We start from the raw sequence: 15,436 nt of genomic DNA, 5'->3' as shown, positions 1-15,436 counted from the left end.
CGGACAGCTGCGCGCGGTCGAGCGCGGCCCGGATGACCCGCTGCTGGGACGGCCCGTTCGGCGCGGTCAGGCCGCTGCTGGCGCCGTCCTGGTTGACCGCGGAGCCGCGGACGACGGCGAGCACCGGGTGCCCGTTGCGGCGCGCGTCGGAAAGCCGCTCGACGAGCAGCATGCCCACGCCCTCACCCCAGCCGGTCCCGTCGGCGGCGTCGGCGAAGGGCTTGCAGCGGCCGTCGGCGGCGAGCCCGCGCTGGCGGCTGAAGGCGGTGAACGTGCCCGGCGTGGCCATCACCGTGACGCCGCCGGCGAGGGCCAGCGAGCAGTCGCCGAGCCGGACCGCCTGGCAGGCCAGGTGCAGCGCGACGAGCGACGACGAGCAGGCCGTGTCGATGGTGACCGCGGGCCCTTCGAGGCCGAGGGTGTAGGCGATGCGGCCGGAGGCGACGCTGCCCGCGCTGCCGTTGCCGAGGTAGGACTCGAACTCCGCGAACACCTCGGGCGCGAGCAGCAGCCGGGCCGCGTAGTCCTGGTACATCACGCCCGCGTAGACGCCGACCTTCTCCCCGCGCACGGACGTCGGGTCGATGCCCGCCCGCTCCAGCACCTCCCACGAGACTTCCAGCAGCAGCCGCTGCTGCGGGTCCATGGCGAGCGCTTCCCGCGGCGAGATGCCGAAGAACCCGGCGTCGAAGTCGGCCGCGTCGGCGAGGAAAGCGCCTTCCCGGGTGTAGCTGGTGCCCGCGCTGCCGGGGTCCTCGTCGTAGAGCGCCTCGAGGTCCCAGCCGCGATCGGCGGGGAACGCCCCGACCGCGTCCTCACCGGCGGCCAGCAGGTCCCACAGCTGTTCGGGAGTGCGGACGCCGCCGGGGAACCGGCAGCTCATGCCGACGATGGCGACCGGCTCCTGCGCGCGGTCCTCGTTCTCCTTCAGCCGGCGCCGCGCCTCGCGCAGATCGGCCGTGGCCCGCTTGAGGTAGTCCAGGAGCTTCTGTTCGTTCGACATTCAGGACATCCCCAGTTCGTCGTCGAGGAGGTCGAAGATCTCCTCGGCGGTGGCGTCGGCCAGTTCCGTGCCGGGTTCGTCCCGGCGGTCGTCGGTCGCGGTCCAGCGGGCCAGCAGCCCGCGCAGGCGCTCGGTGATCAGGTCGCGCTCGCCCGCGCCGGGCTCGGTCGCGGCGAGCACCGCGGCCAGCCGGTCGAGTTCCGCGTGGACGGGCAGCGCCGCTTTCGCGCCACCGGCGGGCACTTCGGCGCACAGGTGCTTGGTGAGCGCGTCCGGGTTCGGGTAGTCGAAGATCAGCGTGGCGGGCAGCCGCAGCCCGGTCACCGCGTTGAGCCGGTTGCGCAGCTCGAGCGCGGTGAGCGAGTCGAAGCCGAGGTCGAGGAAGCCTCGCCCGGCCTCGACGGCGTTGCCCGAGGCGTAGCCGAGGACGGCCGCCACCTGGGCGCGCACCACCTCGTCGACCACGCGGAGCTGCTCGGCTTCCGGCAGGCCCGCCAGCCGTTCGGCCAGTCCCGGTCCGGCCGGGACGCCGTCGCGCACGGCCCGCCGCGAAGAGGTCCGGACCAGCCCGCGCAGCAGCGCCGGGACCTCGGCCCGGGCCCGCCACGCGGCGAGATCGAGCGCCACCGGCATCAGCAGCGGCTCGCCGGTGCTCACCGCGAGGTCGAACAGCCGCAGCGCGCGGTCGGTCGGCAGCGCGCGGACGCCGGACCGGCCGAGCCGCGACACGTCGTCGTCGCCGAGGTGCGCGGTCAGGCCGCTGCGGGCCTCCCACAGTCCCCACGCGAGCGACGTCGCCGGCAGTCCCCGGACGCGGCGGTGCTGGGCGAGGGCGTCGAGGTAGGCGTTGGCCGCGGAGTAGCCGGCCTGGCCCGCGCCGCCCATCGTCGTCGCGAACGAGGAGAAGAGGACGAACGCGTCGAGGTCGAGGTGCGCGGTCAGTTCGTGCAGGTGGCGGGCGGCCACGGCCTTGGGCCGCAGCACCGTTTCCAGCCGCTCCGGGGTGAGCGCTTCGAGGACGCCGTCGTCGAGCGCACCCGCGGCGTGCACCACCGCCGTCAGCGGGTGCTCGGCGGGGATGGTCGCCAAGGCGCTTTCGAGGGCGGCGCGGTCGGCGACATCGCAGGCGAGCACGGTCACCGACGCATCGGACAGCTCTTCGATGGCCGGGGCGCTGCGGCTGAGCAGGAGCAGGTGGCGGACCCCGTGGACGGTCACCAGGTGCCGGGCGAGCAGGCCGCCGAGGACGCCGCTCGCGCCGGTGATGACGACGGTCCCGTCCGGGTTCCAGCTGTGCTCTTCGCGCGGCGGGGTCGCCCTCGCCAGGCGCGGGACGTGGAATTCGCCGCCGCGCAGGGCCAGCTGCGGTTCCCCGGACGCGACCGCCGCGCCCGCCCAGGTCGCCAGGTTTTCGGTGGTGTCGACGTCGAGGAGGACGAACCGGCCAGGGTGCTCCGACTGCGCGGACCGCACCAGGCCCCAGACGGCCGCCGCTTCGGGGTCGGCGGGTGCCTCCCCCACGGCCGACTCGGTGACCAGCACCAGCTTTCCGTCGTGCTCGCCCGCCAGGAAGTCCTGCAGGGTCTTGAGCGCCACGGCGGTCGCGTCGCCGCGAAACTCGGCGTACGCCACCGGGCCGGGCTCGCCGAGCGGAACGGCCGGGGCCGCGGGCTCGGTGTCGGTGTGCTGCCAGGTCAGGGTGAACAGGGAGTCGGTGCCGTGGTCCGCGGCGGCGGCCAGCTGCCCGGCCGAAATCGGGCGCATGACCAGGGATTCCGCCTCGGCGACCGGGGCGCCGCTCTCGTCGGCGACGGCGACCGAGACGCCGTCCGCGCCGAGCGCCCCGAGCCGGACGCGCAGGGTGGTCGCCCCGGTCGCGTACAGCCGGACGCCGGTCCACGCGAACGGCAGCCGGGCGCCGGCCTGGGCACTGGTCAGGCCGATCGGGTGCAGGGCCGCGTCGAGCAGGGCCGGGTGCAGGCCGTACCGAGCAGCCTCCGCGCGCTGGTCGTCGGGCAGGACGACCTCGGCGTAGAGGTCGTCGCCGTGCCGCCAGGCAGCGCGCAAGCCCTGGAACGCCGGGCCGTAGCGGTAGCCGTGGCCGGCGAGGTTTTCGTAGTGGCCGTCGACCGGCAGGGGTTCCGCGCCGGCGGGCGGCCACGCGGTCAGCGTCGTGCCCGGCTCGGCGCCGGTCGCCAGCACCCCTTCGGCGTGCTGGGTCCACTCGGCGTCGTCGTTCGGTCGCGAGTGGACGGTCACCGTGCGGCGGCCGTGCTCGTCGGCGGCTTCGACCCGGGCTTGGACGGCGACGCCGCCACGCTGAGGCAGGACCAATGGTGCCTGCAGGGTCAGTTCTTCGACGGTGGCGCAGCCGACCTGGTCGCCGGCCCGCACGGCGAGTTCGACGAACGCGGTGCCCGGCAGCAGCACGGTGTCGCCGACCGCGTGGTCGGCGAGCCACGGGTGGGTGCTCAGCGAGAACCGTCCGGTGAGCAGGGTGGCGCCGGTGCCCGCGACCGTGACGGCGGCCCCGAGCAGCGGGTGCCCGGCATCGGTCAGGCCGAGCCCGCCGGCGTCGCCCGCGGTCGTGGCGGTCCACTGTGGCCAGTACCGGTCCTGCTGGAACGGGTAGGTGGGGAGGTCGGTGAGCCGGGCGCCGGGGAACGCCGGGGTCCAGTCGACCCGGACACCGTTGACGTGCGCTTCGGCGAGCGCGGCGTAGAAGCGGGTCAGGCCGCCGTCGTCCCGGCGCAGCGAGCCCAGCGCGAGGACGTCGTCGCCGAGCGCCATCGTCAGGACGGGGTGCGGCGAGGCCTCGACGAACGTCCCGAAACCCTCGCTCTTGAGCCGTTCGATCGCGGTGTCGAGCCGGACGGTGGTCCGCAGGTTCGTGTACCAGTACTCGGCGTCGACTCGTTCGTTCCACTCGCCGGTCACCGTCGAGATGAAGGCGATGTTCCCTTCGCGCGGGGTGATCGGAGCGAGGACTTCCAGCAGTTCTTCGCGGAGTTGCTCGACCTGGGCCGAGTGCGACGCGTAATCCACCGGGACCAGCTTGGCGCGGATTCCGTCGGCCTCGCACGACGCGATCAGCTCGTCGAGGGCCTGCGGCTCGCCGGAGACCACGACCGCGGCCGGGCCGTTGACCGCCGCGATGGAGATACCGTCGGTCAGCCGCTCCTCGACGGTTTCGCGGGAGGCGGCCACGGAGACCATGCCGCCCTGTCCCGCGAGGGCGAGGATTGCCCTGCTGCGCAATGCGACCACCCGGGCACCGTCCTCGAGGGACAGCGCGCCGGACACCACCGCGGCGGCGATCTCGCCCTGCGAGTGACCCACCACCGCGTCCGGGACCACGCCGAACGAGCGCCACAGCTCGGCCAGCGAGACCATCACCGCGAACAGCGCGGGCTGCACCACGTCGACCCGGGTCAGCGCCTCCGCGTCGGCGAGGGCGTCCCGGAGATTCCAGTCCACAAAGGTCTTCAGTGCGGTGCCGCATTCGTCCAACCTGGCGGCGAACACCGGCGACGACTCCGCCAGTTCGAGAGCCATTCCCGGCCACTGTGAACCCTGGCCGGGGAAGACCAAGGCCACCTTGCCGGGCGTGCCGGCGATCCCCGTGACCGCATTGGACGCGGGGGTTCCCCCGGCGACGGCGGCCAGCGCGCCGGCGCCGAGCACCACCGCGCGGTACGGGAACCGCGAACGGGCCGTGGCCAGGGAGAAGCCGATGTCCGCCGGGTCGCCGTCGATCGCGGAAAGAGCGGTGGCCTGGTCGCGCAACGCGGCTTCGGTCCGGCCGGCCAGCACCCACGGCACCGGACCGGAGACCGGCTCGCGCTCTTCGACGACGACGTCCGGCGCCTGCTCGAGGATGGTGTGCGCGTTGGTGCCCGAGATGCCGAACGACGAGACGCCCGCGCGGCGGGGCCCTTCGGATTTCCACTCCCGCGACTCTGTCAGCAGCTCGACCGCGCCGGAATCCCAGTCCACATGCGACGAAGGCGCGTCGACGTGCAACGTCTGCGGCAGCAAGCCGTTTCGCATCGCCATGACCATCTTGATGATCCCGGCGACGCCCGCCGCGGCCTGCGTGTGCCCGAGGTTCGACTTGACCGAACCGAGCCACAGCGGCTCGTCACGGTCCTGGCCGTAGGTCGCGAGCAGGGCCTGCGCCTCGATCGGGTCGCCGAGGGTCGTCCCGGTGCCGTGCGCTTCCACGGTGTCCACTTCGGACGGGGTCAGCCCCGCGTCCGCCAAGGCGGCCCGGATCACCCGCTGCTGCGAGGGGCCGTTCGGCGCGGTCAGGCCGTTCGACGCGCCATCGGAGTTGACCGCCGAACCGCGCACCACGGCCAGCACCCGGCGGCCCTGGCGCTGGGCGTCCGACAGGCGCTGCACCAGCAGCATGCCCGCGCCTTCGGAGAACCCGGCGCCGTCGGCGGCCTCGGCGAACGCCTTGCTCCGGCCGTCCGCGGCGAGGCCGCGCTGGAGACTGAAGTCGACGAACATGCCCGGGGTCGCCATCACCGTCGCGCCGCCGGCCAGCGCCATCGAGCACTCGCCGCGCCGCAGCGCCTGCACCGCGAGGTGCAACGCCACCAGCGACGACGAACACGCCGTGTCCACGGTCAGCGACGGACCTTCCAGCCCGAACACGTACGACAGGCGCCCGGAGACGACACTGGCGGCGTTGCCGACGCCCGCGTGACCCTCCAGCTGCTCGGTCGAGCGCTCCAGCAGGGCCGGGTAGTCCTGGCCGTTGGTGCCGGCGAACACGCCGATCCGTTCGCCCCGCACGGAAAGCGGGTCGAGCCCGGCGCGTTCGAAGGCCTCCCAGGACGTCTGCAGCAGGAGCCGCTGCTGCGGGTCCATGGCGAGGGCCTCCCGCGGCGAGATGCCGAAGAAGCCGGGGTCGAACTTCGTGGTGTCGGCGAGGAAACCGCCCTCGCGGGCGTAGCTCTTGCCACTGGCGCCGGGTTCGGGGTCGTAGATCTCCTCGAAGTCCCAGCCGCGGTCGGCGGGGAACGGCGTGATGCCGTCGCCACCCGCCGCGACCAGCCGCCAGAGGTCTTCCGGCGAGCGGACGTCGCCGGGGAAGCGGCAGCCGATGCCGACGATGGCGATCGGCTCGTCGGCGGCGATCGCCGTGGCGCTTTCGGTGGTCGTCTCCCGGCTGCCGAGCAGTTCGCCGAGGTACCCGGCGAGGACGGTGACCGTCGGGTGGTCGAACACAAGGGTCGCGGGCAGCCGCAGGCCGGTCGCGGTGGCCAGGCGAGTGCGCAGCTCGACCGCCGTCAGCGAGTCGAAGCCGAGTTCGGAGAAAGCGCGTTCGACGTCGACCCCGGCCGGGGACGCGTGCCCGAGCACCGCCGCGGCCTGCGCGCGGACCAGGTCGGTCAGCACGCGGTGAGCTTCCGCCGCGCCCAGCCCGGCGAGCCGCGCCGCGAAACCGGAGGTCGGGACCGGCGTTTCCTCGACGGCGGCGGGGATCTCGGCGAGCAGCGGCCGCGGCCGGGCGGCGGCGAACGCCGGGGCGAACCGCGCCCAGTCGACGTCCGCGACGACCACGGTCGTGTCGTCGTGGTCGAGGGCCCGGCCGAGCGCGGTCAGCGCCAGTTCGGGATCGAGCGGCGGCACGCCTTCGGCGCGCAGGCGGGCCCGGTCGACGCCTTCGTCGGCGTCCCAGACGCCCCAAGCGATCGAGGTCGCGGTCGCACCGCGAGCCCGGCGCCGCTCGGCGAGCGCGTCGAGGTGCGCGTTGGCCGCCGCGTAGGCACCGTGGGCGCCGCTGCCGACGACCGCGGCGATGGACGAGAACAGCACGAAGGCGTCGAGGCCGTCGGGCAGGAGGGCGTCGAGGTGGTCCGCCGCGCCCGCCTTGACGCGGCAGGCGCGCTCCAGGAGTTCCGGCCCGGTTTCGTCGAGCGGCGCCAGGTCCGTGACAGCGGCGGTGTGGAACACCGACCGGACCGGCCCGTGCGCTTCGAGCACCGCGGCCAGCTGGTCGCGGTCGGCGATGTCGCAGTAGGCCTCGACCACGTCGGCGTCGCGCAGGGTTTCCACGCCGGGCAGCGCGGCCGCGGCGAGCACGATCCGGGTGGCACCCCTGGCGATCAGCCAGCGGGCGAGCCGGACGGCCGCGTGGCCGTCGGCGTCGGTGACGAGCACCGTGCCCTCGGGCCGCCAGCGACGCGCCGGTTCCCCGGGCTCGGCGTGGATCAGGCGTCGCGCGAACACCCCGGACGCGCGCAGGGCCACCTGATCTTCACCGGTGGTCCCGGTGAGCACGGCGGCGAGCCGCGCACCGCCGGTCTCGTCGAGGGACGGCGGCAGGTCGACCAGGCCGCCCCAGCGGGTGGGGTGCTCGAGCCCGGCGATCCGGCCGAGGCCCCAGACCTGGGCCTGGGCGGGGTCGGGAAGGTCGTCGGGCCGGGCCGCCACGGCGCCTTCGGTGAGGAGCCAGAGCGGGGCGTCGACGCGGGTCAGCTCGAGGGCCGTGGCGGTGTCCGGCCGGATGGCGACCAGGCCGGTCAGGTTCTCGGCGTCCTCGACGATCTCGGCGCCGTGAGCGGTGAGGATCTCGCGGACGTCATCGCCGTCCCCGACGACTCGCCACCGGCCGCTGAGGCGGGCCGGCGACGTCGTGACGGGGCGCCAGGCGATGCGGTAGCGCCAAGAGTCCGTGGTGGACTCGTCGTGGCGCCGGCCGCGCCACTTCGCCAGCGCGGGCAGGACGGCGTCGAGCGGGGCGTCTTCGGCGAGGTCGAGGACGCCCGCGAAGGCCGGGACGTCCTGGTCGCCGACGACCTCCCAGAACCGCTGGTCCGCGGGGTCGGCGTGGGCGGGCTCGGCTTCGGGGACGTCGAGCCAGTACCGCTCGCGCTGGAAGGCGTAGGTGGGCAGGTCGGCGGGGACGACGTCGGGGAAGGCCGGGGTCCAATCGACCCGGACACCGTTGACGTGCGCCTCGGCGAGTGCGGTGTGGAACCGGGTCAGCCCACCGTCGTCACGCCTCAGACTTCCGAGCGCGACGACGTCTTCCCCGAGCGCCATCGTCAGCACCGGGTGCGGGGAGGCCTCGATGAACGTGCCGAACCCTTCGCTCTTGAGCCGCTCGATCGCGATGTCGAGGCGGACGGTGCTACGGAGGTTGGTGTACCAGTACTCGGCGTCGACTTCTTCGTTCCACTCGCCGGTCACTGTGGAGATAAAGGCGATGTCCCCTTCGCGGGGTCGGATCGGAGCCAGCACTTCTCGCAGCTCTTCGCGGAGTTGCTCGACCTGCGGCGAGTGCGAGGCGTAGTCCACCGGCACCCGCTTCACGCGGATGTCGTCCGCACGGCAGGCCGCCATGAACTCTTCCAGGGCCTCGGGCACGCCGGAAACCACCACCGCGGCCGGACCGTTCACCGCCGCGACCGAGACGCCCTCGATGAGCCGTGCCTCGACGGTCTCCCGGGAGGCCGCCACTGACACCATCCCGCCACCACCGGCCAGCGCGAGGATCGCCTTGCTCCGCAAGGCCACCACCCTCGCACCGTCTTCCAGCGACAGCGCACCGGAAACGACGGCGGCGGCGATCTCACCCTGCGAGTGACCCACGACCGCGTCCGGGACCACCCCGAACGAGCGCCACAGCTCCGCCAGCGACACCATCACCGCGAAGAGGGCCGGTTGCACGACATCGACCCGAGTCAACGCTTCCACGTCGGCCAGCACGTCCCGGAGTTGCCAGTCCACAAAGGTCTTCAGCGCGGTGCCGCACTCGTCCAGCCGGGACGCGAACACCGGCGAGGACTCCGCCAGCTCCAGGGCCATGCCCGCCCACTGCGAACCCTGACCCGGAAACACCAGCGCCACCTTGCCCGGCGCACCTGCTTCCCCGGTGATCACGTTCGCGGCGGGAGCACCCTCCGCGAGCGCCGTGAGACCTCCCGTGAGATCTCCGACGACGACCGCCCGGTGCCGGAACAGCGACCGCGCCGACACCAGCGCGGCCCCGACCGGCGCCGCCGGCAGTTCGCCCTGGCCCAGCAACGCGGCGGCCTGCGCCCGCAGCGCCTCGGCCGACCGCCCCGAGAGCACCCAAGGCACCGGCCCCGAGCGCCCCAATGTGGCGTTCGGTGCGTCCAGCGCACCCAATGTGGCGTTCGGTGCGTCTGACGCAACCAACGCCACATTGGGGCGCTCGGGCGCCTCCAAGATCGCGTGTGCGTTGGTACCGCTCACCCCGAACGACGACACGGCCGCTCGCAGCGGCCGGTCGGCCGTCCACTCGCGGGACTCCGTCAGCAGCTCCACCGACCCGGCCGTCCAGTCCACATGGGACGAAGGCGCGTCGACGTGCAGGGTCCGCGGCAGCACGCCGTGCCGCATCGCCATCACCATCTTGATGACGCCGCCGACCCCCGCGGCGGCTTGCGTGTGCCCGATGTTGGACTTGAGCGACCCCAGCCACAACGGATCCTCGCGGTCCTGGCCGTAGGTCTCCAGCAGCGCCTGCGCCTCGATCGGGTCGCCGAGGGTCGTGCCGGTGCCGTGCGCCTCGACCGCGTCCACTTCGGACGTCGTCAGCCCCGCGTTCGCCAGCGCCTGGCGGATCACCCGCTGCTGGGCCGGGCCGTTGGGGGCGGTGAGGCCGTTGGACGCGCCGTCCTGGTTCACCGCCGAGCCGCGGACGACCGCGAGGACCGGGTGGCCGTTGCGGCGAGCGTCGGAAAGCCGCTCCACCAGCAGCAGGCCCGCGCCCTCGCCCCAGCCCGTGCCGTCGGCGGCGTCGGCGAACGACTTGCACCGGCCGTCCGCGGCGAGCCCGCGCTGGCGGCTGAACTCGACGAACAGCGCGGGCGTCGACAGGACGGCGACGCCGCCGGCCAGCGCCAGGTCGCACTCCCCCTGCCGCAGCGACTGGCACGCCAGGTGCAGCGCCACCAGCGACGACGAGCACGCCGTGTCCACCGTGATCGCCGGGCCTTCGAGACCGAACGTGTACGCGATCCGGCCCGAGGCGACACTGCCCGCACTGCCGTTGCCGAGGTAGCCCTCGTAGCCTTCCAGTCCACTTCGGACGTTCGACAGCCGCGTCGCGTAGTCCTGGTACATCACGCCGGCGAACACACCGGTCCGGCTGCCGCGCACCGACTCCGGCACGATCCCGGCGCGTTCGAACGCCTCCCACGCGATCTCCAGCAGCAACCGCTGCTGCGGGTCGGTCGCCGTGGCCTCGCGCGGGGACATGCCGAAGAACTCCGCGTCGAATTCGGCGGCGTCGTAGAGGAAACCGCCTTCGCGAGCGTACGACGTGCCGCCGTGCGCGGGGTCGTCGTCGAAGAGGTCGGCGACCGGCCAGCCACGATCGGCGGGGAACACCGAAACGGCGTCGCGGCCCTCGGCGACGAGCTGCCAGAGGTCGTCCGGGGACGCGACCCCGCCCGGGTACCGGCAGCTCATCGCGACGATCGCGATGGGCTCGTCGGGCTCTACCGTGCGCGTGACCGCGGTTCGGTTCGTCCGCCCGGCGAGGTGGGCGGCGAGAACCGCCGGGGTCGGGTGGTCGAACACGAGGGTCGCGGGCAGCCGCAGGCCGGTGGCCGCGGCGAGCCGGTTGCGGAGGTCGACCGCGGTCAGCGAATCGAAGCCGAGGTCCTTGAACGCGCGCGCCGGGTCGACCGCCTGCGCCGACGCGTGCCCGAGCACCGCCGCCACCTGCGTGCGGACCAGCTCGACCAGGCCTTCCTCGGTGAGTTCCGCCGGCGCGTGGCCACCGGCCGCGGCGGCCCGCCGCACCGGCGGGAAGAGCCCGCGAAACAGCGGGGAAACGCTGCCGTCGGCGGCCTGGCGGCGCAACGCGGCGGCGTCGAGTGCGATCGGGACGAGCGCGGCCGGGCCCGCGACGACGGCCCGGTCGAACAGCGCGAGGCCGTGCGCGGTCTCGAGCGGGCGCACGCCGGAGCGGCCGAGCCGGTCTCGCGCGCGGTCGTCGAGGTGCCCGGTCATGCCGCTGGCCTCGGCCCACAGGCCCCACGCGAGCGAGACGGCGGGCTGTCCGGCCGCGCGGCGCCGCTGGGCGAGGGCGTCGAGGTAGGCGTTGGCGGCGGCGTAGTTGCCCTGCCCGCTGCCGCCGGTGGTACCAGCGGCGGCGGAGAAGAGCACGAACGCCGTCAGGTCGCCGGTCAGCTCGTCGAGGTTGCGGGCGGCGACGGCCTTCGGGCGCAGGGCCGCGTCCAGCCGTTCCGGCGTCAGCGCCTCGACGACGCCGTCGTCGAGCACACCGGCGGCGTGCACGACGGCGGAAACCCGCTGCGCGGCAAGCACTTCCGCGAGCCGCTCGCGGTCCGCCGCGTCACAGGCGGCGAACACGGCTTCGGTGCCCGCCTCGGCGAGGTCGGCGGCGAGCTCGGCGGCACCGGGTGCGTCCGCGCCACGGCGACTGAGCAGCACCAGCCGCCGGACGCCGTGCTCCCGGGCGAGGTGCCGGGCGACGATCCCGCCGAGCACGCCCGAAGCGCCGGTCACGAGCACGTCGCCGTCGCCCCAGTCCGGCGTCTCCCCGGTGGCGGCGGCGCGCGCGAGCCGGGGCACGAACACGCGCCCGTCGCGGACGGCGGCCTGCGGCTCGGGCGGGACGACCGGGTGGTCCGGGTCGTCGGTGTCGAGCAGCGCGAACCGGCCGGGGTGCTCGGACTGCGCCGAGCGCACCAGGCCCCACGCGGAGGCGAGATCCGGGTCGGGCGCATCGCCGTCGTGGACCGCGACCGCGCCATTGGTGACGAAGACGAGGACCTCGGCGCGCTCGGTGGCGAGCCAGTCCTGGACGAGCCCGAGCACGTGGTGCACGGGCGCCCCGGCGAGGGGTTCGAAGACGGCGTCGCCGCTGCCGGCTTCGGCGGTTTCGGTCCAGTCGACGACGTACAGGTCGTCGGCGGCCCGGTCCAGACCACCGGCGGGCAGCGGGCGGAAAGCGAGCGACTCGGCCGAGGCGACCGGGGCGCCGGCCGGGTCGGCGACCTCGACCGTGATCACGTCGGTGCCGCGCCGGGTCAGCCGGACACGCAGTGCGGCGGCCCCGGTGGCGTGCAGGGCGAACCGCGTCCAGGCGAACGGGAGCCGGGCTTGTCCGTCCTCAGTGGACGCGAGCGCGAGCGGGTGCAGAGCCGTGTCCAGCAGCGCCGGGTGGAGGCCGAAGCGCGCCGCGTCCGGCGTTTCGGGCAGCTCGACCTCGGCGAAGATCTCGTCGCCGCGGCGCCACGCCGAGCGCAAGCCCTGGAAGGTGGGCCCGTAGCCGTAGCCGGCGGCCGCGCGGAGGCCGTCGTAGAACCCGTCGAGGTCGATCCTGGCCGCGCCCTCGGGCGGCCAGGAGTCCAGGGTGAACCCGGCTTCGGGGGTCCCGGGGGCGAGAACGCCGGCGGCGTGCCGGATCCAGAGGTCGTCCTCGTCGCGTCGCGAGTGGACCTCGACGGCTCGCCGGCCGGTCTCGTCGGCCGCGCCGACCCAGACCTGCAGCGAGCGGGTGTCGCGCGCACCGAGCGTGAGCGGGGTTTCGAGGGTGAGTTCCTCGACGGTGCCGCAGCCGGCGCGGTCGCCGGCCTGCACGGCGAGTTCGATGAAAGCGGTTCCTGGCAGAAGGATTGTGCCGTGCACGGCGTGGTCGGCGAGCCACGGCTGGGCCTGCGGGGAGACGCGGCCGGTGAGCACGAGACCGTCGCCGGCGGCCAGCGCCACGGCGGCGCCGAGCAGCGGGTGCCCGGTCGCGCTGAGGCCGAGGGCGCCCACGTCGCCCGGGTCCGCGACGACGTCGGGCCAGAAGCGCTCGCGCTGGAAGGCGTAGGTGGGGAGGTCGGTCGTGCGTGCATCGGGGAAGGCGGGGGTCCAGTCGACGTCGACGCCGCGGACGTGCGCCTCGGCGAGGGCGGTGTGGAACCGGGTCAATCCCCCGTCATCACGCCTCAGGCTTCCCAGCGCGACGACGTCTTCCCCGAGCGCCATCGTCAGCACCGGGTGCGGGGACGCTTCGATGAAGGTGCCGAAGCCTTCGCTCTTGAGCCGCTCGATCGCCGTGTCAAGGCGGACCGTGCTGCGGAGGTTCGTGTACCAGTACTCGGCGTCGACGCTTTCGTTCCACTCGCCGGTCACCGTCGAGATGAAGGCGATCTCACCTTCACGAGGACTGATGGGGGCGAGTACGTTTCGCAGCTCCTCGCGGAGTTGCTCGACCTGCGGCGAGTGCGAGGCATAGTCCACCGGCACCCGCTTGACCCGGATGTCGTCCGCACGGCAGGCGGCCATGAACTCGTCCAAGGTTCCCGGCGTGCCGGAAACCACCACCGCCGCCGGTCCGTTCACCGCCGCGATCGAGACACCCTCGATCAGCCGTGCCTCGACGGCCTCCCGGGAGGCCGCCACTGACACCATCCCACCGCCACCGGCCAGCGCGAGGATCGCCTTGCTCCGCAGAGTCACCACGCGAGCACCGTCCTCAAGGGACAGCGCACCCGAGACGACGGCGGCGGCGATCTCGCCCTGCGAATGCCCGACCACCGCGTCCGGGACCACGCCGAACGAACGCCACAGCTCCGCCAGCGACACCATCACCGCGAACAACGCCGGCTGCACGACATCCACGCGGGTCAACGCTTCCGCGTCGGCCAGCACGTCCCGCAGTCGCCAGTCCACAAAGGACTCGATCGCCGTCGCGCACTCGTCCAGCCGGGCCGCGAAGACCGGTGACGACTCCGCGAGTTCCAGCGCCATGCCCGCCCACTGCGAACCCTGCCCCGGGAAGACCAGCGCGACCTTGCCCGGCGCGCCGGCTTCCCCAGTGATGACGTTCGCCGTGGGCGTGCCCTCGGCCAGCGCGGCCAACCCGGCGTCGAGGTCACCGACCACGACCGCGCGGTGCGGGAACGCCGTGCGGGTCTTGACCAGGGAAAACCCGGTGTCGGCGGCGTTGGGGTGATCGTGCGCGGCCAGTGCGGCGGCCTGGGCCTCGAGCGCCTCGGCGGTCCGCGCGGAGAGCACCCACGGCACCGGCCCGGCCTCGACGGCTTCGGGTTCCTCCATGGCCGGGGCGGCTTCGAGGATCGCGTGCGCGTTGGTGCCGCTCATGCCGAAGGCGGACACGCCCGCGCGCCGCGGCTCGCCGGTCTCGGGCCAGGGCCGGGCCTCGTCGAGCAGCCGGACGCCGCCGGACGCCCAGTCGACGTGCGAGGTCGGGGCATCGACGTGCAGGGTCTGCGGGAGGACGCCGTTCCGCATCGCCATGACCATCTTGATCACGCCGGCGACGCCCGCGGCGCCCTGGGTGTGGCCGACGTTCGACTTCAGCGAGCCGAGGAACAGCGGGTCGTCGCCGGTGCGGGCGCGGCCGTAGGTGGCCAGCAGGGCCTGCGCCTCGATCGGGTCGCCGAGGACCGTGCCGGTGCCGTGCGCCTCGACCGCGTCGACCTGCTTCGCCGACAGGCGCGCGCTGGCCAGCGCCTCGGTGATCACGCGTTCCTGCGCGGGGCCGTTGGGCGCGGTCAGGCCGTTGGAGGCGCCATCCTGGTTGACCGCCGAGCCGCGGACGACCGCGAGGACGGGGTGGCCGTTGCGCTGCGCGTCGGACAGGCGTTCCAGCACCAGCATGCCGGCACCCTCGCCCCAGCCGGTGCCGTCGGCGGCCTCGGCGAAGGACTTGCAGCGGCCGTCGGCGGCCAGGCCGCGCTGGCGGCTGAACGCGACGAACGCCGCCGGGGTGGACAGCACGGTCACCCCGCCGGCGAGGGCGAGCGAGCACTCGCGGCGGCGGAGGGCGTGGCACGCCCAGTGCAGCGCGACGAGCGAGGATGAGCAGGCGGTGTCGACCGTGACGGCGGCACCGGTGAGGCCGAGGAAGTAGGCGAGCCGCCCGGAGACGACGGCGGTGGCGGTGCCGGTGAGCAGGTGCCCTTCGACGGCGTCGCCGGCGCCGCGCATGAGGTTCGCGTAGTCCTGGCCGGTGTTGCCGACGAAGACGCCGGTCTCCGAGCCGGCCAGCGAGGCCGGGTCGATGCGCGCGCGTTCGATGGCCTCCCAGGTCGTCTCCAGCAGCAGCCGCTGCTGGGCGTCCATGGCGAGGGCTTCGCGCGGGGAGATGCCGAAGAACCCGGCGTCGAAGTCGGCGACGTCGTGCAGGAACCCGCCGGACGCGGTGTGCGAGGTGCCGGGCCGGTCGGGATCGGGGTCGCGGAGCGCGTCGAGGTCCCAGCCGCGGTTCTCCGGGAAGCCGGTGACGGCGTCGGTGCCCGCGGCGACCAGGTCCCACAGGTCCTGCGGCGACCGGACCCCGCCGGGCAGCCGGCACCCCATGCCGACGATCGCGATCGGCTCCTGCTCGGCGTCCTCGACCGCCTGCAGCCGCTGGCGCGTCTGGTGCAGGTTGGTCGTGACCCACCTGAGGTGCTCGCGCAG

Annotated in this window: 2 protein-coding genes (1 of these 2 only partly in view); both read right to left on the bottom strand. The window is 74.1% G+C overall.

Going from position 1 to position 15,436, the window contains the following annotated elements; all coding sequences use genetic code 11:
- On the bottom strand, window positions 1–1,003 hold the 5' portion of the coding sequence (locus SD460_RS18760; RefSeq protein WP_318306441.1) for a type I polyketide synthase. Its footprint begins 14,279 nt before the window's first position; 1,003 of the gene's 15,282 nt are visible here — the first part of the coding sequence; the start codon lies at window positions 1,001–1,003; its stop codon lies off the left edge, out of view.
- Window positions 1,004–15,436 (bottom strand): SDR family NAD(P)-dependent oxidoreductase, encoded by a 14,433-nt coding sequence (locus SD460_RS18755; RefSeq protein ID WP_438860840.1) that lies wholly within the window; start codon window positions 15,434–15,436, stop codon window positions 1,004–1,006.

It is taken from the genome of Amycolatopsis solani (assembly GCF_033441515.1).
GTDB classification, from domain to species: Bacteria; Actinomycetota; Actinomycetes; order Mycobacteriales; family Pseudonocardiaceae; genus Amycolatopsis; species Amycolatopsis solani.
The sequence above is the reverse complement of the archived record's forward strand: the minus strand, read 5'-3'. Positions and strand labels throughout refer to the sequence as shown.